Below are 22075 nucleotides of genomic sequence, written 5' to 3' on the forward strand. Positions count from 1 at the left end.
CGGCACATTCGTGCCGAACCCTCCCCAACGCGAGTGGCGTGTGGTACCAATGTCACATATGTGGCTCATGAGGTTTGATCCCCTGCGCAGGCCCGCGACCAGTCTCACGGCCGTCGGCCTCGTCGTCGCGTGCACGGTCTCGGTCGGCACGGGCCTCGCCGCGCGGGCCGACTCGGTCTCCGACCAGAAGAAGCGCAACGACAAGCGCATCGCTTCGCTGGGCCAGCAGCTCGAGGGCACCAACGCCGCCCTCGCCCGCGCCTACGTCAACCTCGAGCGCACCAACGCAGCCCTCCCCATCGCGCAGCAGCGCGTCCTCTCCGCACAGGCCACCCAGACGCGCGCCCAGGCCGCGCAGGTCGCCGCCGAGGCCACCGAAGCCCGCGCGATCGATGCCGAGGCCAGGGCGCGGGCGCACAACGAGGAGGTGGCGCAGAAGCTCGCCGTCGCGCAGGCCAACGAGCAGCGCGCCAAGGAGCGTCTGACCAGGAGCGCGACCGACCTAGTGTCGAGCCAGGACGCCCTCGACTCCTACGCGGCCGAGGTCTTCCAGGGCTCGGGGCAGGAGTCCCAGCTCGGCATGGTCTTCGGGTCGACGTCCCCGCAGGACTTCGCCAACCGCCTCATCATGGCCGACACGGCCAGCGCCGTCGCGAGCGACACCATCGACAAGCTCGCGGCGATGACGGCCGACAACACCTCGACCAGGTCCTACCTCAGCTCGGTGCGTGGCGAGATCGCCGACCTGAAGCGCCAGGCCGAGGCGGCCCTACGCGGTGCCGAGGCGGCGGCAGCCGCCGCGACCGAGGCCAAGAACCAGGCGATCGTCGCCAAGAACAACGCCATCACGGCGGCCCAGAACGCCGCGGCCGCCAAGACGCAGCTCGACCAGCTCAAGTCGAAGCAGTCGACCTACGCCGCCGACCTCGCGGTCCAGCGCAAGAGCGAGGCCGCCGAGCTCTCCGCCGCGCGCGCCGAGTCGGCGCGCCTGCAGGCGGTCCTCGTCGAGCGCGCCCGACAGGCCCGCATCGCCGAGCAGAAGCGCCTGGCCAGGCTGCGTGCCGAGCGGGCGGCCAAGATCCGCGCCGAGCGCGCCAAGGCGGCCGCTGCCAAGAAGCGCGGTCAGGTCTACGTGCCCAGGACCCCGCCGCCGGTGCAGAACAACGACAACACCCCGTCGAACTACCTCAGCTACCCCGCCAACGGGCCGACGACCTCCGGGTTCGGCATGCGCTGGCACCCCGTGCTGCAGAAGTGGATGCTCCACGACGGTCTCGACTGGGGCATCGCGTGCGGCACACCCGTGTACGCCGCGGCGCCGGGTGAGGTCATCCGTGCGGGCTGGCGCGCGAGCGGGTGGGGCAACCAGGTCCTCATCGACCACGGCATCCACCGCGGCGTCGACCTCGTCACGAGCTACAACCACCTCTCGAGCATCGTGAAGTTCGGCGGCAGCGTGAGCCGTGGCCAGCTCATCGGCTACTCCGGCACCACTGGCTACTCGACCGGCTGCCACCTGCACTTCGGCACGTACGAGGACGGCACACCGGTCAACCCCCGCCGGTGGCTCTGACCCCAGGCGCCGCGAGACCCCGAAACCGGCTCTGAGAAGCGTGCGCGTTCGGGGTAGCGTTGGTCCGCCGACCGCGCCCGCGGCCAGGCAGACCCGCGCAGCCCCGATGTCGGAAGGACGGTCCGGTGCCCAAGGAGAAGGGGCGGTCGCTCGTCGCGAGCAACCGCAAGGCCCGACACGACTACCTCATCGACGACACCTTCGAGGCGGGCATCGTCCTGTCCGGCACGGAGGTCAAGGCCCTGCGCATGGGTCGGGCCTCGCTCGTCGACGGCTTCGCGATGTTCACCGGTGACGAGCTCTACCTCGAGAACGTCCACATCCCCGAGTACCTCAACGGCACGTGGAACAACCACGCGCCCCGCCGCAAGCGCAAGCTGCTCCTGCACCGCGCCGAGCTCGAGAAGATCGCCCACAAGACCCGCGAGAGCGGGCGCACCATCGTGCCGCTGTCCCTGTACTTCAAGGACGGCCGCGCCAAGGTCGAGATCGCGATCGCGACCGGCAAGAAGGAGTACGACAAGCGGCACGCCCTGCGTGAGCGCCAGGACCGACGCGAGGCCGACAGGGCCATGAGCGCCGCGAACCGGCGTCGCTGACGCGGGGTCTGTCCGGCCCCGTCGGAACCTCGCGCACCCGTTGCGCGTCCGGTGTCAGGATGCAGGGACAACGACCTGGAGGGACCCGATGAGCGGATCGAGCGTGAGGCGCGGCAGGCGCCTGGCAGTCCTGGCGTTCCTGCTGGCCGCCGCAGTCCTGCTGGCCGGACCCGGAGCGAGCGCCCGTGCGGCCGGCGACGAGGGCATGGACTCCTTCGCCGCGGTGTACGACCTCCAGCCCGACGGCAGCATGAAGGTCACCGAGACCATCACGTGGCGGTTTCCGAGCGGCGCGGAGAAGCACGGCATCTTCCGCAACATCGTCGTACGCATGGGATGGAACGACGAGCAGGACCGCTACCGCTACTTCGACCTCACCGACGTCGACGTCTCGAGCCCCAGCGGTGCTCCGGACGCCTTCCGGGTGAGCGACAACGGTGCCTCCAAGGAGATCCGCATCGGCTCGGCCGATGAGCTCACGAGCGGTACCCAGGTCTACGAGATCCACTACACGCTGCACGACGTGCTGAACCCCATCACGGCCGACGGCCAGCCTGTGACGGGTACGGCGCCGGCCGACACGGTGGAGCTCTACTACAACGTCTTCGGGCCCAACGAGCTGACCGAGCGCGATCGGGTCTCGGTCACGGTCAACGCCCCGACCGGATCGACGAAGGTCGCCTGCTACCAGGGCGTGACCCGGTCCGACACCCCGTGCCAGGCCGCGTCGGGCGACCCGGCACGGTTCTCCGCCCAGGGCCTCACGGCGGGCGAGGCCATGTCGGTGCTCGCCTCCTACCCCGCGTCGGCGTTCGGCGACGTGCGGCCCGACGTGCGCCAGGGCAGCTCGGGCTCGTCGGTCGGGTCCGCGGCAGCCCCTGCGGCCAACGCCGCCGCCTGGCTCGGCGGCATCGGTGCCCCGGTGCTCGCACTGGCGGTCATGGGCACCCTCGTGTGGACCCGCGGTCGCGACGAGCGCTACGCCGACCTCACCCCGGGCCTCACCCCGTCGTTCGGCACCGGCGCCACGGGCGACGGCACGCCGAGCGCTGCGACCGTCCGCGGCGGGTCCACCACCACCGCGGTGCAGTTCCAGCCGCCGAAGGGTGTGCAGCCCGGCATGGTCGGCACGATCATCGACGAGACCGCCAACCCGATCGACGTCTCGGCGACGCTCATCGACCTCGCCGTGCGTGGCTTCCTGCGCATCGAGGAGAACGACTCCGGCGGCATGTTCAGCCGCACCGACTGGACCCTCACCCGTCTCGCGCCGCCGGCCGGCGAGCGCCTGCTGCCCTACGAGCGCCAGCTGCTCGACGGTGTCTTCTCGAGCCGTGGCGACACGGTGCGCCTCTCCGAGCTCAAGAACACCTTCGCGAGCACCCTCAAGCGCATCCAGTCGGAGATGTACAAGGAGGTCGTGACGCGCGGCTGGTTCCGGTCGTCGCCGCAGACCCAGCGCGGCGTCTGGCAGGGCCTCGGTCTCGTCATCGCGGTGCTCGGCGGGCTCGTGATCTTCTACGGCCGTCCCGCCCTGAGCGCGGTGCTCGGCGGCGGCTTCACCGGCGGCATCGCGCTCGGGGTCGGCCTGGTCCTCTCCGGCCTCATCGTGTGGTTCCTGGGCGGTCGCATGGCGTCCAAGACGGCCGAGGGCTCCGCCGTGCTCGCTCAGTCGCTCGGGTTCAAGGAGTACCTCACGACGGCCGAGGCGGGGCAGATCGAGTTCGAGGAGGCCAGCAACATCTTCAGCCGCTACCTGCCGTATGCCGTCGTGTTCGGTGTCGCCGACCGGTGGGCAAAGACGTTCGCCGACGTGGCGCGGGCGGCAGAGGCCGCGAACCAGCCGCTCGTCATGCCGACCTGGTACGTCTGGAGCGGCAGCACGTTCCCGGACTTCACGAGCATCGCCGACGGCGTCGACTCCTTCTCGACGACGTCGACGGGCACGTTCACCTCGACGCCGGGGTCGTCGGGCTCGTCGGGCTTCTCGGGCGGTGGCGGCTTCTCCGGCGGCGGTGGCGGCGGCTCGTCGTCCGGGTCCTGGTAGGCGGCGGACGCCCGCCCCGCCGAACGCGAGGCCGGACCCGGGTAAGGGCACGGCATGGCGACAGCCCGGACGACCGACCCCCTCGAGCCCTACCGGCTCAAGCGCGACTTCACGCGCACGACCGAACCCGCGGGCGCAGTTCCCGAGCCGGACGCCTCCGGACGCCGACGGTTCGTCGTGCAGCGTCACCGTGCTCGACGGCTGCACTACGACTTCCGTCTCGAGATCGAAGGCGTGCTCGTCAGCTGGGCGGTTCCGAAGGGGCCGACGCTCGACCCGGACGCCCGGCGGCTCGCCGTCCACGTCGAGGACCATCCCATGGAGTACGAGTGGTTCGAGGGGGTGATCCCTGCGGGAGAGTACGGCGGCGGCGACGTCATCGTCTGGGACCGCGGCTCGTGGGAGCCGCACGGCACCGACGACCCCGGAGCAGCAGTGCGTCGGGGCGAGCTGCACCTGGACCTCATGGGCGAGAGGCTCGTGGGCCGCTTCGCGCTGGTTCGACGTGACAGCGCTTCGGGTGGCCCCATAGGGTCAGGTGGGTCTGGCAAGGAGCAGTGGCTGCTCGTGCACAAGCACGACGCGTATGCCGTGTCGGGGTGGGACGCGGACGTGCTGCGGACGTCCGTCCTCAGCGGTCGCACCAACGAGGAGGTGAAGGCCGCCCCGGACGCCGAGTGGCGCTCCGACGAGCCGGCTGCGACGGCCCTGCACCGGCTGGGCGCACCGGCGACGCGGGCTCTGCGTGACGAGGAGCTGTCCGAGCTCGGCGAGCTCAGGTCCGAGGGCCGGTGGACGGTCTTCGACCGGACACTGCGCGTGACCAACCTCGACAAGGTCCTCTTCCCCGGGCGGGGTGGGCAGGCCCCGGTCACGAAGCGGGAGCTGCTCGCCTACACGGCGCGCATCGCGCCGGTGCTGCTGCCCTACCTTCGCGGCCGGGCACTGAACCTGCACCGCTACCCGGACGGCTCTGACGCGAAAGGCTTCTGGCACAAGGAGGTTCCCCCTCGCGCGCCCGAGTGGTTGCCTCGCTGGGACAACCCGGCCGCAGACCCGGGGGAGGCGCGCACCTACCTGGTCGCCGACGAGCCTGCTGCCCTGGTCTGGGCTGCGCAGTTCGGCGCGCTGGAATGGCACCCGTGGACGTCGTCGACGGCTGCACCGGAGCGGCCCGACCATGCCCTGTTCGACATCGACCCCGGCGACGACACGTCATGGGAGGAGGTGCTCGACCTGGCGAGGCTGCACCGCACCGCCTTCGAGCACGTGGGGGTGCGCGCGTACCCGAAGGTGACCGGGAGGCGGGGCGTGCAGGTCTGGGTGCCGATCCGGCGCGGACCCAGCTTCGACGAGACGCGGGAGTGGGTCGAACGCGTCTCGCGCACCGTCGGCGCGGTGCTGCCCGGCCTCGTCAGCTGGAAGTGGGAGAAGCGCCGGCGCGGTGGCCGCGCTCGGCTCGACTACACGCAGAACGCCGTCAACAAGACTCTCGTCGCGCCGTACAGTCCGCGGCCGGCTGCCGGTGCACCCGTGTCGGCGCCCATCAGCTGGGACGAGCTCGACGACCCGGACCTGCGACCCGACCGCTGGACCGTGCGCACCGTGCTCGACCGGTTGGACGAGCGGGGCGACCTCTTTCGCGGGGTCCTGGACCACGCGCAGGTCCTGCCCCGGCTCCACTGACCGCGGCGGCTAGGGCACGCGGGTGAGCCGGCCGGCCGAGCCCGGCCCGAACGTGGAGCGGTAGGCGAGCACGCCGTCGCCCAGCACGAAGAGCTCGCCGTCCTCATGGGGTCGGCAGTCCGGCGAGCTGCCGGGAGCGTACGTCCGGACCCCGAACTCGAAGACCGGGCCGTCCTGCACCCTCACGAGGGTGAGGTTGCCGACGCAGGCGGGCGAGTCGGTCGACAAGGTGCCGCAGTCGTGGCCCTCGGTGCACGAGCTCGTCACGACCAGGGTCATCGGCAGGCGCCGGGCACCGAGTCGCACGACGCCGGTCCAGGTGCCGGTCAGCTGCTCGAGGGCTGCCGGCCGGGGCGCCGCAACCGGAGCGGGCGCCGGTGTCAGGACGGCGTCCTCGGCCTGGGTCCCGGAGCTCGAGGCGGCAGTGGCGACGTTCGACGACACGGCGGGCGGCGTGTCCGGAGCCGTGGCCGCGGGCGGCAGCAGGCGCGTCAGCACGCTGACGCCGCCGGTGATGGCCAGGGCACAGAGTGCCATGACCAACGCCCAGCCGGCCGCGCTCAGCCCCGGTCCGCGCCCCGAGCCGGCTGCGGACCTCCTCGGCTGCTGACGACCGACCATCACGCACCTGCCCAGATGTCCCGACCGTTCGAGCGTACCCACGCGTGGGAGGCCGCCACACCGGAACCGCAGGTATCCCGGTCAGGTCTGCGCTCGCCCGGCCTCGCCCTGCCTCGCCCGGCCGTCGCGGCGCGGGTCAGCCGATGACGACCAGCAGGTCACCCCCCTCGACCTGCTGGTGCGTGCCGATCGCCACGCGCGAGACCGTGCCGCCGGACGGGCTGGTGATGTTGGCCTCCATCTTCATGGCCTCGATGGTGGCGACGACCCCTCCGGCCTCGACCGTGTCGCCCTGGGCCACGGCGAGGGTCACCACGCCGGCGAACGGAGCAGCCACCTGGCCCTTCGCGCCGGGGTCGGCCTTCTCGGCGGACTTCACATCGGCCTCCACCGACCGGTCGCGCACCTGGATGGGACGGAACTGTCCGTTGAGGGTGCACATGACGGTACGCATGCCCTTCGGGTCGGCCTCGCCGACGGACTGGACGCCGATGAGCAGCCGCTTGCCCTGCTCGATCTCGACCTCGTACTCCTCGCCCTGCTCGAGGCCGTGGAGGAACTCGACCGTGCCGAGCACCGAGAGGTCGCCGTAGGACTCGCGCGAGCCCTCGAACTCCGACGTCGGCCCCGGGAAGAGCAGCTGGTTGAGCGTGCGCCGCGGCGACTCCTCGAGGTCGCGCTCCTGCTGAGGGGTCAGCTCGGTCAGGCGCGGCCTGGACCGGCGGCCCGCGAGCGCCTTCGTGCGGAACGGCTCGGGCCAGCCACCGGGCGGGTCGCCGAGCTCGCCGTTGAGGAACCCGATGACCGAGTCGGGGATGTCGTACTTCTGCGGGTCGTCCTCGAAGTCCTTCGGGTCGGCGCCCGCGCCGACCAGCGCCAGCGCGAGGTCACCGACCACCTTGGAGCTCGGCGTCACCTTGACGATGTTGCCCAGGATGCGGTTCGCGGCGGCATACATGTCCTCGACGGCCTCGAAGCGGTCGCCGAGGCCGAGGGCGATCGCCTGCTGGCGCAGGTTGCTCAGCTGACCACCCGGGATCTCGTGGAAGTACACGCGGCCGGTGGGGGAGTCGAGGCCGGACTCGAACGGCTTGTAGAGGTGGCGTACCGCCTCCCAGTACGGCTCGAGGGCGAACACCTTCTCGATGTCGAGGCCCGTCGGCCGGGCGGTGTCGTCGGTGGCCGCGACCAGGGCCGACAGTGCGGGCTGGCTCGTGGTGCCGGCCATCGTCGCCGTCGCGGCGTCGACGGCGTCGACCCCGGCGTCGATGGCCGCGAGCAGCGTGCCGATCTGCCCGCCGGCGGTGTCATGGGTGTGCAGGTGCACCGGCAGGTCGAAGCGCTCACGCAGGGCCGTGACGAGGCGGGCGGCGGCGGGCGCGCGCAGCAGGCCGGCCATGTCCTTGATGGCGAGCACGTGGGCGCCGGTCGCGACGATCTGCTCGGCGAGGCGCAGGTAGTAGTCGAGCGTGTAGAGCTTCTCTCCCGGCGACATCAGGTTGCCGGTGTAGCAGAGCGCCACCTCCGCGACTGCGGTCCCCGTGCCGAGCACGGCCTCGACGGCCGGGCGCATCTGCGACACGTCGTTGAGGGAGTCGAAGATGCGGAAGATGTCGAGGCCCGTCGCCGCAGCCTCGCGCACGAACGCGTCGGTGACTGCGGTGGGATAGGGCGTGTAGCCGACCGTGTTGCGGCCTCGGAGGAGCATCTGCAGGGGGATGTTGGGCATCGCCTCGCGCAGCGCCGCGAGCCGCTCCCACGGGTCCTCGGCGAGGAAGCGCAGGGCGACGTCGTAGGTCGCGCCGCCCCAGGCCTCCATCGACAGCAGCTGCGGTGTCAGGTGCGCCACGTGCCGGGCGACGTGCAGCAGGTCCCGGGTGCGCATGCGGGTGGCGAGGAGCGACTGATGGGCGTCGCGGAAGGTGGTGTCGGTGACCGCCACGTCGTTGGCCTCGCGCAGCGCCTGCGCGAAGGCGGCCGGCCCGTCGGCCTTGAGGCGGTCGCGCGAACCCTGCGGCAGGGGGACGTCCGGCAGCTGGGGGAGCTTGTGGCGCGGGCGGATTCGCGTCGTGACGGGTCCGTTCGGCTGGTTGACCGTGACGTCGGCGAGGTAGGTGAGCAGCTTGGTGGCGCGGTCCGCGCTGACGCGGGCGGCCAACAGCTCGGGGCGCTGGTCGATGAACGACGTCGTCGCGAGGCCCTGCTGGAACACGGGGTCGCTGAGCACCGCCTCGAGGAACGGGATGTTCGTCGAGACGCCGCGGATGCGGAACTCGGCCAGCGCACGCTGGGCGCGCCGGACGGCGATCGGGAACGTCATGCCGCGGCAGGTGAGCTTGACGAGCATCGAGTCGAAGTGAGCGCTGACCTCGGCGCCGACGAACACGGTGCCGCCGTCGAGTCGGACCCCGCTTCCGCCCGCCGAGCGGTAGACGGTGATGGTGCCCGCGTCGGGACGGAACCCGTTGGCGGGGTCCTCGGTCGTGATGCGGCACTGCAGCGCGAAGCCCTTGGTGCGGATGTCGTCCTGGCGCAGCCCGAGGGTGGCGAACGTCTCGCCTGACGCGATCTGCATCTGCATGACGACGAGGTCGATGTCGGTGACCTCCTCGGTGACCGTGTGCTCGACCTGGATGCGCGGGTTCATCTCGATGAAGACGTAGCGCCCGTCCTCTCCGAGAAGGAACTCGACCGTGCCGGCGTTGACGTAGCCGATCGACCGGGCGAACGCGACCGCGTCGGCGCACATGGCGTCGCGGAGCGAGGGGTCGAGGTTGGGCGCCGGCGCGATCTCGACGACCTTCTGGTGGCGGCGCTGGAGCGAGCAGTCGCGCTCGAAGAGGTGGACGGTCTCGCCGGTGCCGTCGGCGAGGACCTGCACCTCGATGTGGCGGGGGTCGACGACCGCCTCCTCGAGGTAGAGCGTCGGGTCGCCGAAGGCCGACTCGGCCTCACGCTGTGCGGCCTCGAGGGCGTCGCGCAGCGCCTCCCTGGTCTCGACGCGGCGCATCCCGCGGCCGCCGCCACCGCTGACGGCCTTGACGAAGACCGGGAAGCCGATCTCGTCGGCGGAGGCCTCGAGCGCGTCGAGGTCGGTGCCGGGCTCGGAGCCCCGGAGGGTGGGCAGCCCGGCTTCCCGGGCAGCCGCGATGGCGCGTGCCTTGTTGCCGGTCAGGTGCAGCACCGAGGCCGGCGGCCCGATGAAGGTGATGCCCGCCGCGTCGCACGCCTCGGCGAGCAGGGGGTTCTCCGAGAGGAACCCGTAGCCGGGGTAGATGGCGTCGGCGCCGGCCTCGACGGCCTGCGCGACGATCGCCTCGTGGTCGAGGTAGGCCCGGACCGGATGCCCCTCCTCGCCGATCTGGTACGCCTCGTCGGCCTTGAGGCGGTGCTCGCTCTTGCGGTCCTCGTAGGGGAAGACGGCGACCGTGCGGGCGCCGAGCTCGGTCGCGGCCCGGAACGCCCGGACGGCGATCTCGCCTCGGTTGGCGACGAGAACCTTGCGGAACATCGGACCTCCAGGGTCGGGGCAGCTCGGTGGTCCACGACGACCACGTCCCGCAGCCTAGTGGCGGGCGGCTGCCGGCGAGCACGGGCGACGACGGGCGGGATGCCTGCTTCGGGAGCCGGGAATGGCTTGGACCCGCCGGACGTTCCTGCTGCATACTGTGGACTCCACCCCGGTGGAGCTGCAGGTTGAGAAGTGAACAGCGTGACGTGGACACCCCCATGGGGGTGATCGGTTTCGACGGTGGTCGACACACCAGGGGAAGCGGGTCGAGGATGCAGGGTTATCTCGTTAACGCTCCTTGCAAAACAATAGGTGCCAATTCCAAGCGCACCGACTTCGCCCTCGCCGCCTGAGCGAGCCCCGAAGTCTGTCAGCCTGAGCTAGTTTCCGACTCAGTGCCTGGCATCAGCTAGGAAACTTGCTGCGTGGTCATGTTGGGGGGCTGCGCGGGACTCTTACTCAACTGGGCCTGTCAGGGGACGCGTGCGTGCGAGCCCTGGGGCCGAGAAAAGCCGTAGCGCACTGCACCCGGAGAAGTCCTGGTCTCTCGTCATCGGACGCGGGTTCAATTCCCGCCACCTCCACCACCTCGTGGTGGCCACGTCACGCTGTCACCACCTTGCTGTGTCACGACGTGACGCGCGTCAGCACGTAGTGCCCGTCGGCCTTCGTGAAGGTCGCCCGCACGGTCACCTTCTGGCCGTTGAGCGTCATGTGGCAGTCGGTGTGCGTGCCGACCTTGAGGTTCGGGAAGTTCGCGCACGTCACACCCGAGACCTTGTCGGACGGCGCGTTCGCCTTGGCACGGGCCATGATCCGGGCGGCCAGCGCCTTGCCGCTCGTCGCCGGGTTGAACACGATGACCGACGGCGCGGCCGTCACCGTGGTGGTGACTGTGGGGGCAGCACTCGGGGAGCCCTGTGAGCAGGCGCCGAGCGCCGACGCGCAGAGGGCCCCCACGCCGACGGCCACCGCCACCGCGTCCTTGTGCGTCCGACCACGCATACGTGCCTCCCCGCGTCGTCCCGGCGCCGCTCCCCCCGGCGCCCCACATCGGACTCAAGTATCACGGGGCCGGCGCCGGGCCGCAGGCGAACGGCCGAGACACGAAGAGGGCGCCCCGCGTCGCGGGGCGCCCTCTTGCACGTGCCGGGTGGTGGCCTCGGGCCGTCCCGGCCTCAGGCCTGCTCGGGTGCGCCCGCCGCCTCGGCGGCCATCTGCTCCTTGATCGGAGCCATGTCGAGGTTCTTGACCTGCTCGATGACGTCCTGCAGCGCCGACTGGGGGAGTGCACCGGGCTGGGCGAACACGAGCACGCCCTCCTTGAAGGCCATCAGGGTCGGGATCGAGGTGATGTTGGCGGCCTGCGCGAGCGACTGCTCGGCCTCGGTGTCGACCTTGCCGAACACGATGCCGTCGTTGTCGCCGCTCTGCGACGCGGCGTCGTAGACCGGTGCGAACTGGCGACACGGGCCGCACCAGGACGCCCAGAAGTCGACCAGCACGATGTCGTTGTCGAGGACGGTCTTCTCGAAGGACTGCGCGGTCAGGTCAGTGGTAGCCATGTCTCTCCCAACGGATCGGCGGTGGTGGGTATTCCGTGCGTGGCGTGCCTGCGCGGGCTCACACCAGCTGCCAGGTGACGGTGACGCCCGCCACCAGCTCGAGGTCGCCGCCCTCGACCGGCATCCCGCCCGCCGCGTCGGCTGCCATCGCCATCACCTTCGAGCTGTAGGACGCGACGCGGGCGGCTCCGCCCTCCGCCACCCCGAGGACGGCGCCGAGCTCGGCACCAGACAGGCCGGCATACTGCTGCGCCTTGTCACGGGCGTCGGCGAACGCGGCGTCGCGTGCCCGCCTCAGCCCGTCGGAGCGGTCGGCGACGTCGAGCCGCACGGAATCCACGAGCAGGGCGTTGCCGAGCGCCGCCGCAGCGGCCTCGAGGATCTCGCCGACCGCCTCGAGCCGCCGCACCGTCACCCCGAGACGCTGCTGCGCCGTGAAGCCGACCGCCGTCCCCGTGTTGTCCCAGCGCTGGTTCACGCCCGCGTCGAGCGTGCGGATGTCGGCGTCGGCGACCCCGCGGTCGCGCACCACCGCACCGACCTTGCGGATGCCGTCCGTGGCCCCGGCGAGAGCCGCAGCGACGTCGTCGGCGTCGTGGCCCACCCGCAGCTCGAGCCGCACGACGTCGGGGGAGACCGACGCCCGTCCGCTGCCGTTGACGGTCACCGTGCGCTTGCCCATTCCAGTCCTCTCTCCGGACCGCCCGGGGCGGCACGTGGTCCTCGTCGCAACCTACCTAGACTGCGGAGCCATGACGAGACCAGCGCGCGATCCCGGCGACCTGGTGGTGCGCGGGCAGGCGCACCGCTCGCGGAAGCTCGTCGCGCTGGCCGCGACCGCCGTCGTCGTGCAGCTCGCTGTCCTCTACTGGCCCGTCGTGACCATCGAGGGCCCCGTCAGCTGGACGGACAAGGTGGTCCACCTGCTCGTCTTCGCCGTGCCGACGTATGCCGTTGGGAGGGCTCTGGGGTCCGTGCGGGCGGCGGTCCTCGCGTTCGCGCTGCACGCTCCCGTCAGCGAGCTCGTGCAGCACTTCCTGCTTCCCGGCCGGTCGGGCGACGTGTGGGACGCCGTGGTCGACCTCGTGGGGGTCGGCCTCGGTGCGGCGGCGCTCGTGGTCAGGACGCGGCTGCGCCGCTGGTAGACTGGCGGACATCCGACTCCGAGGTCTCCTCGGATCACGACGGACGGGATGGCGCCGGGGATGCCCGGCGGGCAGGCCCGGCCGACGGGGCGACACCCCACCGGAAGACCGCGCAGACGGCGCGGCCCGGCACCGACGCGGAGCGGATCCGATCGCCGGACGGCACAGATGCCGGGCACCGGTACACATGGGGCGCAGACACTTCTGCGCCTGAGGCTCGTCTGCATGGTCGTGTTGTGACTCACGGCTCGAGGCGAAGTCTGCATCGAGTCAAAGAGAGTTGAATACGTAATGCCCAAGCACACCTCCTCCGGCGCGCCCAAGAAGGCTCGCTGGTCCACCGAGAAGAAGGTCGCAGCCGCCAAGAAGCCGCACCGCGGCCAGGGCGGACCCAAGGCCGGTTCGTTCTCCGGTTCCAAGACCTCGCGCCCGGCGTCGTCGGGCACCTCCCACGTCGGCGGTCGCGAGTGGCGCGCCCCGCGTGACGAGCACCGTTCGTCCGACCGTCGTGACGACCGCGGCGGCTACCAGCGACGTGACGACCGCGGCGAGCGTCGCTCGTTCGACCGCCGCGACGACCGTGGTGACCGCGGTTTCCAGCGTCGTGACGACCGTCCCCGCTTCGACCGCGACGACCGCGGTGACCGTGGCTTCCAGCGTCGTGACGACCGCCCCCGCTTCGACCGCGACGACCGCGGCGACCGTGGCTTCCAGCGTCGTGACGACCATCCGTCGTTCGACCGCCGCGACGACCGTGGCGACCGCGGTTTCCAGCGTCGTGACGACCGCCCCCGCTTCGACCGCGACGACCGCGGCTTCCAGCGTCGTGACGACCGTCCGTCGTTCGACCGCCGTGACGACCGCGGCGAGCGTCGCTCGTTCGACCGCCGCGACGACCGGGGCGACCGCGGGTTCCAGCGTCGTGACGACCGCGGCGAGCGTCGCTCGTTCGACCGCCGCGACGACCGCGGTGACCGCGGCTTCCAGCGTCGTGACGACCGTCCCCGCTTCGACCGCCGTGACGACCGTGGTGACCGTGGCTTCCAGCGTCGTGACGACCGCGGGGACCGCGGCTTCCAGCGACGTGACGACCGTCCCCGCTTCGACCGCGGCGCCGACCGCTTCGACGGCAGCGCACCGGTGAGCTTCGAGGATGCCGAGGCCGAGCGCATGGACGCCGACAACTGGACCAAGGCGACCCGTGCCGACATCTCCGAGGGCCCCGTCGCCGTCGAGGCCGACAACGGCTTCGCCGCCCTCGGGCTGCCCGAGCGCGTCGTCGAGCGCCTGGCTCGCGAGGGCATCACGACGCCGTTCCCCATCCAGGCAGCGACGATCCCCGACGCGCTTGCAGGCAAGGACGTCCTCGGCCGTGGCCAGACCGGGTCGGGCAAGACGCTCGCCTTCGGCCTGCCGGTCATCGCGCGCCTGCTCGAGTCGGGGGCGCCGCGCAACCCGCGCCGCCCGCACGCCCTGATACTCACGCCGACGCGTGAGCTCGCGATGCAGATCTCCGACGCGCTCGAGCCGCTCGTGCACGTCGTCGGCCTGCGCCACAAGCTCGTCGCGGGTGGCCTCAGCTACACGACCCAGATCAGCGCCCTCAACAAGGGCGTCGACATCCTCATCGCCACGCCCGGCCGCCTCAACGACCTGCTCGAGCGTGGCGCCGTCGAGATGGACGACATCGCCATCACGGTCCTCGACGAGGCCGACCACATGGCCGAGATGGGCTTCATGGCCGAGATCACGACGACCCTCGACAAGATCCCGTCCGACGGTCAGCGCCTGCTGTTCTCCGCCACGCTCGACCGCGGCATCGACGACCTCGTCGCCAAGTACCTCACCGACCCCGTGACGCACTCGACCAACGACGCCACCGCCTCGGTCGAGGGCATGGACCACCACGTCCTGCTCATCGACCCGCAGCACAAGAAGGTCATCACGGCCGAGGTCGCCAACCGCGAGGGCCGCACGGTCGTCTTCTGCCGCACCAAGCTCGGCGCCGACCGCATCGCGCTGCAGCTTCGTGAGCAGGGCGTCATGGCGGCCGCGCTGCACGGCGGGCTCAACCAGGGCCAGCGCAACCGCGTGCTCGGCGCGTTCCGCGACGGCACCCTCCCGGTCCTCGTCGCCACGGACGTCGCCGCGCGCGGCATCCACGTCGACGACGTCTCCGTCGTGCTGCAGGTCGACCCGCCGGCCGACCACAAGGACTACCTCCACCGCTCGGGTCGCACGGCCCGCGCCGGCGACAAGGGCACCGTCGTGACACTCGCCCTGCCGCACCAGCGCAAGACCATGGAGCGTCAGCTCAAGGACGCCGGCCTCGAGATCTCGCCGGTCCGGGCCACGCCCGGCGACGCGATCATCGCGGCCACCGGTGCCACGACGCCGAGCGGCGTCGCCATCGCCGAAGACGAGTTCCAGCGCCTCGTCGCGGGCCCGAAGCAGCACCGACGTGGCCCCGCCGGGCCCCGCGGGCCACGCCAGGGTTCGCGCGGTGGCTTCCGCCCGCACCACAGCAGTGGCCATGACGACCGTCGTGGTCGTCGGGGTGACCGTGGCGACGGTCTGGTCTCCCGTTGGGGTGACGACGAGCGCGGCGGTCGTCGGGGCGCTCGCTTCTGAGTGGTCGCCGGTGTGGAAGGCTGTGCTCCGTGAGCTCGACGTTCCACACCGGCCGCCTGCTCGTGGCGACACCGTCCGTCGCGGGTGACGTCTTCCACCGGTCCGTCATCCTCATGCTGCACCACGACGACGGTGGCGCCCAGGGCGTCGTGCTCAACAAGCCCCTGTCGGCAGAGGTCGACTCGGTGCTGCCGGGGTGGCAGCGCGTCGTCACCGCCCCGCACGTGCTCTTCCAAGGGGGGCCGGTGTCGACCTCGTCCGCCCTCGGGCTCGTCACGGTCCCCGGCGACGAGCCGGAGCCGCTTGGCGTGAAGCGGCTGTTCGGCTCCATCGGCCTCGTCGACCTCGACGTGCCGACGCCCGTGGTCGAGGCCGAGCTCGCCGGCCTGCGGATCTTCGCCGGCTACTCCGGCTGGGAGTCGGGCCAGCTCGAGAACGAGATCGCCCGCGGCGACTGGTACGTCGTCGACGCCGAGGTGCGCGACGCGTTCACCTCCCACCCCGGAACCCTGTGGCGCGAGGTGCTGCGGAGGCAGCGCGACAGCCTGGCGTATGTGGCGAGCTTTCCCGACGACCCCTCGATGAACTGAGATGAACGCGTCCTCACGTCCGGTGCCCGCAGCAGGTACGCGGAGCCAGAGCCGAGAGTCGACCAGGCGAGTTGCCTTCGTCGACAGCGGTGTCGGGCTCCTCGGTTACGCCGACGCGCTGCGGTCGCTGCGGCCCGATCTCGGCCTCGTGCTGTCGCTCGACCCGGACAACATGCCGTACGGGCCGCGTACTCCGGACGAGGTGCAACGGCTGATCCTCGAGTCAGCCCGCGCAACCCTCCCGTACGCTCCCGACGCCATCGTCGTCGCGTGCAACACGGCTTCGGTCCACGGCCTCGACGCCCTGCGTGCGGAGCTCGAGCCGGGCATCCCCGTCGTCGGCACCGTGCCTGCCATCCGCCCGGCCGCGGCCGGGGGAGGACCCGTCGCCGTCTGGGCCACGGCAGCGACGACGTCGAGCGACTACCTGCGTGGCCTCATCGACGCGTTCGCCGCCGACGTCGAGACGTATGCCGTCGCGGCCCTCGGCCTCGCCGAGGCCATCGAGGCCGGAGACCCGCAGCTCGTCGACGAGTGCATCGCGTATGCCGCATCGCAGACTCCCGCGGGCGTGCGTTCCCTCGTGCTCGGCTGCACCCACTACGGGCTCGTCGCCGAGCGCATCGTCTTGGCGCTGGGCGAGGGCGTCGCCGTGCACGACTCACCGGTCGCCGTCGCCCGCCAGACGCTGCGCCGCATCGGTCTCGAGCCCGCCACTGCCGGCGGTGAGACCGGGGCCGAGGCGGGTGCCGAGGGAGGTGTCGAGGCCGTGCTGCTGAGCGGCAGGCCGGCACCGATGCCGGCGTCGTGGCAGGCCTACCCGGCAGGCCGGCGCCTGCTTTGCGCGCCGGGCGTGTGCCGGTCGGCCGCAACGAACCGCTGAACCGGCCCCGGCGAGACGGGAGCCGGCGTCGTTCCGGCCGATCGGACCTCGGCCGTAGACTTCCCGCATGAGCACCATGCCTCCCGACCCCTTCGAGCCGGAGCCGCTGCGCGGCACGAGCACGGCGACGATCGAGCGCGAGGAGGTCCGCGAGGAGCTCCAGGAGCCCGGCGACCACGAGCGCTTCTCGCACTACGTGCGCAAGGAGAAGATCCTCGAGAGCGCGCTCTCGGGCGAGCCCGTCGTCGCCCTCTGCGGCAAGATCTGGGTGCCGGGCCGCGACCCGCAGAAGTTCCCCGTCTGCCCGGTGTGCAAGGAGATCTACGACGGATTGAGGCAGGCAGAGGACGGAGGAGAGGGCGAGTAGACGCCCCTCTCCCGAGAGCTCGACAACCTCAGACAGTCCAAGCCCAGCCCCCCGACGCGGGGGCTGGGCTTTCTTCATCCTGAGGAGGAACCATGCAGCCTCAGGCGCCCCCAGACCGTTCGGAGACGGTCGACTCTCCTACCAAGCGTAGTAGTTGAGCACGACAAGCCCCTGACCTGCGGCGATGCAAGACGCAGCCCGCCCGCGAGGTGCGGGCTCTAGGGGGGTGGTTAGGGGGTGCGATTAGGGGGTCTCGACCCCACGAGAAATGGCCAATAGAAGTGCTTGTTTATGCACCATGAGGGCAGATGACGCGGTAGCATGGCGCCATGCCATCGAGGTACAGGGACACGCGCCAGGGTGCGCACCTCACCACACAGTCGGAGCCCAAGGCTGCGGACACCACCGTCATCTACTGCCGCATCTCACTGGATGCGGAGGGCAAGGGCCTCGGAGTCCAGCGCCAAGAGGACGAGTGCCGACAGCTCTGCGCCCAGCGCGGCTGGGACGTCACTGCGGTTCTCGTGGACAACGACATTTCTGCTACCACAGGCAAGCGCCGGCCACAGTTCGAGGAACTGCTGGCCAGCAAGCCCACGCGCATCGTGGTCTGGCACACCGACCGACTGGTGCGTGTGTCCAAAGACCTCGAGCGAGTCATCGACCTCGGCGTGCCGGTCCACGCCGTCACGGCTGGCGACCTCGACCTAGCCACTCCTGCCGGGCAGGCAGTCGGTCGCACCATCACGGCATGGGCCACATACGAGGGCCAGCAGAAGGGCCTCCGGCAGAAGGCCTCGCACCGCCAGCGGGCGAACGCAGGTAAGTCCTTTTGGGCGCACCGACGCCCGTTTGGGTTCACCCCGCATGGTGAGCACGAGGAGCGGGAGGTGGAAGCACTGCGGCACTGTTTCGCCATGCTGCGGGAAGGCGAGACGTTCGCTGCCTGTGCCGCCTACCTCAACGGCAAAGGCTTCACAACCACCCGCGGAGAGCGCTGGGATGGGTCCAAGCTCAGCCGCACGATGCGGCACCCACGGAACGCGGGACTCGCTACGTATGGCGACGAGATCAAAGGTCAGGCAGCGTGGAGCCCCGTCGTCCCAGAAGAGGAGTGGCGGGCAGTCCTGGGCCGCTCTGAGGCCATCGCTGCCAGCCGTCCCACGACTGCGACAGGCGACCGGGTCAAGTCCCTGCTCGGCGGCATCGCAACCTGTGCCGAGTGTGGCGCACTGATGAAGCGCACCAGACAGAAGAGCAACCGTAAGGCGGGCGCGGTTTACACCGTGATCTACAGGGCGACATGCCCGCCACCCCCACCGGGTGAGCACGGCCATGCCGTCACGATCGATGCTGAGTTTCTGGATGGGCTCGTTGCCAAGGCTGTGAAGCGGGAGGCGAGTCGGCTCGTGTGGGTGAAGCGCAGCGCACAGGCTAGCCAGACGACCCCAGACCAGGCCCAGGAGGCGGCATCCACCGCTGTGAAGCTGCGCCGACGCTTGGAGGATCTATCTCGGCGCGAAGCGATGGACGAGCTCACCGAGGCCGAGGCCAGCGCCCAGCGGGAGGTGCTGCGCTCACGACTCAGCGAGGCTGAGAAGAAAGCCGCGACCTTCTATTCGCAGTCACCGCTAGATCGGGCGGACTCGCAGCGCCGCCTGATCGAGGCTTGGGATTCGATGACGCTGACCGGCCAGCGCGAGGCCGTGGTCAAGTACCTATCGGCCGTGAAGGTGCGGCCTCGGTTGAGCCGTAATGAGCGGGCTAGCGCCGACATGGTCACCATTGAGCCGACGATCCCACGCACTCCTGCCACGAGGGAGCGCCCCCTAGAGCTTGTCTCCAACCGGGAGGCATAAGCGGCCCCGCACGGGTGCGGACACACCCGGCGAGGCCTAGACCGAATCGCAGCTAGGAGCGAAACGACCATGGACACAGTGAACAGCAGTGCCCCGATCGAGGAGACGTTTGGGGCAACATCGGTGCACGTCTGGCCGGATGGTATTGAGGGCAGCGAGGGCAGACCCTTCGGCATCCTGGAGACGGCCGAGCTCTACACCGACGGCGCCATCGAGGCGCAGCGGCTGGAGGCCGGCGTGAAGGGCGTTGCGTGGCTCGACGTCCTCGCCGAGTGGGAGGCGCAGCGAGACGCAGCCACGCTCTGGCTGGAGGCCAGGGGCTTGGGCGTCTGGTGGGACACCCCGCTAGAGGAGGTGCCCGGACCCGGCACCGGAAGTGCGTTGCGTCTCTTTGCCATCGCTGCCCTGGTCGGGTAGCCCGACACCAACGCAGGAACTCCCGTCTCATATCCGAGACGGGAGTTTTTCTTTGTCTTGGGGCTCTCCATTCCCGCAGGTCGTGCCTGAAGTGCCATATCGAACACGTATTCGCGGAAGCGGAAATGGGCCTTCTGTGCAGCTCGAATCGCACGAGCGGTTCCACCACCCCATGTCATGATTTATGCATCGGGTCGGGAAAACGATTGGCCTGCAAAGGCTTTCGCAACTCTAAAGGCCTCACCGATGTGACACATCGGTTCACCCGACTTCACAGACCACCCCATCCGGGGGTGCGGACACCCATGCGCAATGCGGGGGGTGTCACAACGAGAAGTAAGGACCACCAAATGGCAGACCAGACCACGCTCTACTCCGGCAACCCCATCACGGCCTCCGGCTCATCCACTCCCGTCGCTGTCCCGCTGGGCTCGACGGTCGCTGTCACCATCAACGCCACCACGGTCTCGGGCACCACGCCCTCGGCAACGTTCGAGGTGCAGTGGTCTCACGACGGCGTCAACTGGGCCTCGGCCGACGGCACGGCCGACTCCTTCGCTGCCATCACGGCGGCCAAGAGCGTCGCCCGAAGCTTCACCGTCAAGGGCACGCTGCTGCGCCTCGTGTGGACAGTCTCTGGCACCACGCCGTCGTTCACCACGACGGCCTACCTCAGCGGCGTCAGGGTGCTCTCCACCTGACAGGCCCTGGCCGCCCCTAACCCCACAGACCACCCCATCCGGGGGTGCGGACTGCCTGCACATCGCCGGCAGTCACAACGCAAAGGAGATCCATGTCCGACACCTATGACGAGTACGAGCAGTACGACGACGACGCCCCGTCCAGCGGTTCGCTGGAGGACATCGTGCAGGCCGCTGTCATGGCCGCACTTCAGCAGGCCGGCAGTGGCACGACGCTCGACCACAACGCCATCGCAGCCTCTGCCCGTCGCCAGGCCATCGCTGCGGCCTCCGGTCAGTCGGCCGTGTCCGAGCAGTCGGTGGCTGTCGCTGTCCGGGCGCTCGAGAAGAAGGAGGCAGCCGGGGAAGCTCTCGACTTCGATGCGGTGGCAGACGCCATCGCTGCCTCTGGGGCCGAGGTCATCCGAGACCGCCGCAGCACCGGCCGCCGATGACCGAGGGCATCTCGCCCGAGCTCGCCAAGGTTGTCGAGGCAGCCGTGGCCAAGGCGCTGGGGGAGGCGGCTCCCGCGGGCGATCCGATGGAGGTAGGCAGCCCGGAGTGGGCCGAAGCGCCCATAGCGCCGGGAAGCGCCATCACGAACGGGGATGCCCAGACGCTCGACCGTCTGGCGAACATGTCCGCTGCCGCGCAGCCGGTCTATATGCCCGGTCGAGAGCACGCCCTTCGCACGATCGAGGGAGCAGCAGGCGGCAACTTCGATCAGGTCGTCGCTGGGCTGGAGTCCTCGCCCACGTTCCGAAAGTACGTGGAGCGAGCCGAGACCGCCTACGTGCGCAAGGACTGACACACGCAAAGCGGAGGGGCCGAGCATGCCGGCCCGGCCCCTCCTAGTCCCACTTTTGAGGAGACCATTATGACCACGGACACGACGGGCGAAAGCCCCGACGTGCCTACGCCTCCCGAGCAGGAGGCCCACAAGCCCAAGTCCCAGGGGCTGCGTCACTACGTGCGGTCGCTGGAGGGCCAGCGCAACGATCTGGCTCGCCGCGTAGCCGATCTGGAGACCGAGCTGGCCGGCGCACGCCTGGACACCGTGCTCGCAGAGATGCGCGTTCCCGAGGCGTTCCGGGCCGTTGCCCGCCAGCGCGGGACCGCGCCCACCACGGAGGCCGTCGAGGCACTGATGGCGCAGGTTCGCGCAGAGGCCGACCATGCCAGCCGCGTGCTCGCCCAGTACGACGCTGGGGCCGACGAGCAGGGAGCCGACGCCCTTCCCGAGGTCGACGGCTACACCCCCGAAGAGGTGCAGGCCGCTGTGTCTGCGGCTGTCTCTGCGGCACTGGCCGCGCAGGGCGTCTATGACGGGGGAGCCGATGACTGAGGGACTGAAGGAAACGCCGTGTAACGAGGCGTGTGTCCTGCCCAAGCCCTATGGGCGTAGCCAGCACTGCCGGGTGTGCCACCGCACGTTCGGCGGCACGGTCGCAGGGGACCGACACCGCGCCGGAGCCTTCGGCTCGGACGTCGACCCGCGGCGCTGCCGCACCGAAGCGGAGCTGTCCGCGGTCGGTCTGGTGACCAGTGACCGTGGCGTGTGGGGTCGCAGCGCACCGGATTCGGCGACGGGGTTCCGCAACGCGGCCACCGATGGCCTGATCCCTTCTGCCGCATCGTCCGTCCCGGCTGCACCCCGCAACGAAGACGTCCCGGAGGTGGTGGCATGACTCGCGTCGACTACCCCGAGACGGCGCTTGCATTCGACGCCCTGCTCGACGCCCTGGACGGCGCCGATGCAGGCACCAAGGACGAGGCGTTTGCCGTTCTCGCGGGAGGTGCCGCATGACCGTTCCAGCCGGCTCAATGGCGGACCTGTGGGAGGCGTGGGTGCAGGGCTCGCACCCGCCGCCCCAGTGCCATGGCGTTGCCATGGAGTTTCG

Annotated in this window: 22 protein-coding genes and 1 other RNA gene; 18 read left to right on the plus strand and 5 right to left on the minus strand. The window is 70.6% G+C overall.

Annotation, left to right across the window (positions count from 1 at the left end; translation table 11 throughout):
• The first annotated feature begins 67 nt into the window (after positions 1 to 67).
• The 4 genes from ACFQ2V_RS13625 (at position 68) to ligD (ending at position 5905) form a co-directional block, all read left to right on the plus strand.
• Entirely contained in the window at positions 68 to 1573 is a 1506-nt protein-coding gene (locus ACFQ2V_RS13625; protein ID WP_386053329.1) for a peptidoglycan DD-metalloendopeptidase family protein, read from the plus strand.
• Between the two features lie 125 nt (positions 1574 to 1698).
• The gene (smpB, locus tag ACFQ2V_RS13630; protein WP_386053330.1) at positions 1699 to 2172 is read left to right on the plus strand and encodes an SsrA-binding protein SmpB; all 474 of its coding nucleotides are present in this window, start codon (positions 1699 to 1701) and stop codon (positions 2170 to 2172) included.
• Positions 2173 to 2260: 88 nt separating this feature from the next.
• On the plus strand, positions 2261 to 4219 hold the full coding sequence (locus ACFQ2V_RS13635) for a DUF2207 domain-containing protein (RefSeq protein ID WP_386053332.1): 1959 nt from the start codon (positions 2261 to 2263) through the stop codon (positions 4217 to 4219).
• A 54-nt stretch (positions 4220 to 4273) separates the two neighbouring features.
• Positions 4274 to 5905: a non-homologous end-joining DNA ligase gene (gene ligD, locus ACFQ2V_RS13640; protein ID WP_386053333.1), complete on the plus strand. Its 1632-nt coding sequence runs from the start codon at positions 4274 to 4276 to the stop codon at positions 5903 to 5905.
• Positions 5906 to 5914: 9 nt separating this feature from the next.
• Here the strand turns inward: ligD and ACFQ2V_RS13645 are convergent, their stop codons facing one another.
• A complete protein-coding gene (locus ACFQ2V_RS13645) occupies positions 5915 to 6442 on the minus strand; it encodes a hypothetical protein (RefSeq protein WP_386053334.1) in 528 nt (175 codons plus the stop codon).
• A gap of 220 nt (positions 6443 to 6662) precedes the next feature.
• Positions 6663 to 10037, minus strand: coding sequence for a pyruvate carboxylase (locus ACFQ2V_RS13650; RefSeq protein WP_386053336.1), 3375 nt, complete (start codon positions 10035 to 10037; stop codon positions 6663 to 6665).
• Positions 10038 to 10257: 220 nt separating this feature from the next.
• On the opposite strand from ACFQ2V_RS13650, the gene ssrA reads away from it, so the two are divergent.
• Positions 10258 to 10624: a transfer-messenger RNA gene (gene ssrA, locus ACFQ2V_RS13655) on the plus strand.
• Positions 10625 to 10664: 40 nt separating this feature from the next.
• Here the strand turns inward: ssrA and ACFQ2V_RS13660 are convergent.
• The 3 genes from ACFQ2V_RS13660 to ACFQ2V_RS13670 form a co-directional block, all read right to left on the minus strand.
• Complete coding sequence (locus tag ACFQ2V_RS13660; protein WP_386053338.1) at positions 10665 to 11042, minus strand: DUF4333 domain-containing protein; 378 nt, start codon at positions 11040 to 11042, stop codon at positions 10665 to 10667.
• Positions 11043 to 11215: 173 nt separating this feature from the next.
• Positions 11216 to 11602, minus strand: coding sequence for a thioredoxin (gene trxA, locus ACFQ2V_RS13665; protein ID WP_386053339.1), 387 nt, complete (start codon positions 11600 to 11602; stop codon positions 11216 to 11218).
• 58 nt (positions 11603 to 11660) lie between these two features.
• A complete protein-coding gene (locus ACFQ2V_RS13670; RefSeq protein WP_386053341.1) occupies positions 11661 to 12284 on the minus strand; it encodes an SIMPL domain-containing protein in 624 nt (207 codons plus the stop codon).
• Positions 12285 to 12354: 70 nt separating this feature from the next.
• Here ACFQ2V_RS13670 and ACFQ2V_RS13675 point away from each other — a divergent pair, with 70 nt between their 5' ends.
• The 13 genes from ACFQ2V_RS13675 (at position 12355) to ACFQ2V_RS13735 (ending at position 21981) form a co-directional block, all read left to right on the plus strand.
• Positions 12355 to 12747 (plus strand): VanZ family protein, encoded by a 393-nt coding sequence (locus ACFQ2V_RS13675; protein WP_386053342.1) that lies wholly within the window; start codon positions 12355 to 12357, stop codon positions 12745 to 12747.
• A 291-nt stretch (positions 12748 to 13038) separates the two neighbouring features.
• Positions 13039 to 15378 (plus strand): DEAD/DEAH box helicase, encoded by a 2340-nt coding sequence (locus ACFQ2V_RS13680; RefSeq protein ID WP_386053344.1) that lies wholly within the window; start codon positions 13039 to 13041, stop codon positions 15376 to 15378.
• A 29-nt stretch (positions 15379 to 15407) separates the two neighbouring features.
• A complete protein-coding gene (locus ACFQ2V_RS13685) occupies positions 15408 to 15968 on the plus strand; it encodes a YqgE/AlgH family protein (protein WP_386053345.1) in 561 nt (186 codons plus the stop codon).
• A 1-nt stretch (position 15969) separates the two neighbouring features.
• Positions 15970 to 16851: a glutamate racemase gene (locus ACFQ2V_RS13690; protein WP_386053347.1), complete on the plus strand. Its 882-nt coding sequence runs from the start codon at positions 15970 to 15972 to the stop codon at positions 16849 to 16851.
• A gap of 67 nt (positions 16852 to 16918) precedes the next feature.
• Entirely contained in the window at positions 16919 to 17218 is a 300-nt protein-coding gene (locus tag ACFQ2V_RS13695) for a DUF3039 domain-containing protein (RefSeq protein ID WP_386053348.1), read from the plus strand.
• A gap of 329 nt (positions 17219 to 17547) precedes the next feature.
• Complete coding sequence (locus ACFQ2V_RS13700) at positions 17548 to 19077, plus strand: recombinase family protein (RefSeq protein ID WP_386053350.1); 1530 nt, start codon at positions 17548 to 17550, stop codon at positions 19075 to 19077.
• A 69-nt stretch (positions 19078 to 19146) separates the two neighbouring features.
• The gene (locus tag ACFQ2V_RS13705; RefSeq protein WP_386053352.1) at positions 19147 to 19494 is read left to right on the plus strand and encodes a hypothetical protein; all 348 of its coding nucleotides are present in this window, start codon (positions 19147 to 19149) and stop codon (positions 19492 to 19494) included.
• A 350-nt stretch (positions 19495 to 19844) separates the two neighbouring features.
• The gene (locus tag ACFQ2V_RS13710) at positions 19845 to 20195 is read left to right on the plus strand and encodes a hypothetical protein (RefSeq protein ID WP_386053353.1); all 351 of its coding nucleotides are present in this window, start codon (positions 19845 to 19847) and stop codon (positions 20193 to 20195) included.
• A 92-nt stretch (positions 20196 to 20287) separates the two neighbouring features.
• Positions 20288 to 20629: a hypothetical protein gene (locus ACFQ2V_RS13715; RefSeq protein ID WP_386053355.1), complete on the plus strand. Its 342-nt coding sequence runs from the start codon at positions 20288 to 20290 to the stop codon at positions 20627 to 20629.
• Complete coding sequence (locus ACFQ2V_RS13720) at positions 20626 to 20982, plus strand: hypothetical protein (protein ID WP_386053357.1); 357 nt, start codon at positions 20626 to 20628, stop codon at positions 20980 to 20982. The genes ACFQ2V_RS13715 and ACFQ2V_RS13720 overlap by 4 nt, the downstream gene beginning before the upstream one ends.
• Before the next feature lie 69 nt (positions 20983 to 21051).
• Complete coding sequence (locus ACFQ2V_RS13725; RefSeq protein WP_386053358.1) at positions 21052 to 21519, plus strand: hypothetical protein; 468 nt, start codon at positions 21052 to 21054, stop codon at positions 21517 to 21519.
• Positions 21512 to 21862 carry an FDXHR family putative zinc-binding protein gene (locus ACFQ2V_RS13730; protein ID WP_386053360.1) on the plus strand — a complete coding sequence of 117 codons (351 nt, stop codon included), beginning with the start codon at positions 21512 to 21514 and terminating at the stop codon, positions 21860 to 21862. Before ACFQ2V_RS13725 ends, ACFQ2V_RS13730 begins: the two co-directional genes overlap by 8 nt.
• Positions 21859 to 21981 (plus strand): hypothetical protein, encoded by a 123-nt coding sequence (locus tag ACFQ2V_RS13735; protein ID WP_386053361.1) that lies wholly within the window; start codon positions 21859 to 21861, stop codon positions 21979 to 21981. The genes ACFQ2V_RS13730 and ACFQ2V_RS13735 overlap by 4 nt, the downstream gene beginning before the upstream one ends.
• The last annotated feature ends 94 nt before the right edge of the window (positions 21982 to 22075 follow it).

Source organism: Terrabacter terrigena (assembly GCF_042676085.1).
GTDB classification, from domain to species: domain Bacteria; phylum Actinomycetota; class Actinomycetes; order Actinomycetales; family Dermatophilaceae; genus Terrabacter; species Terrabacter terrigena.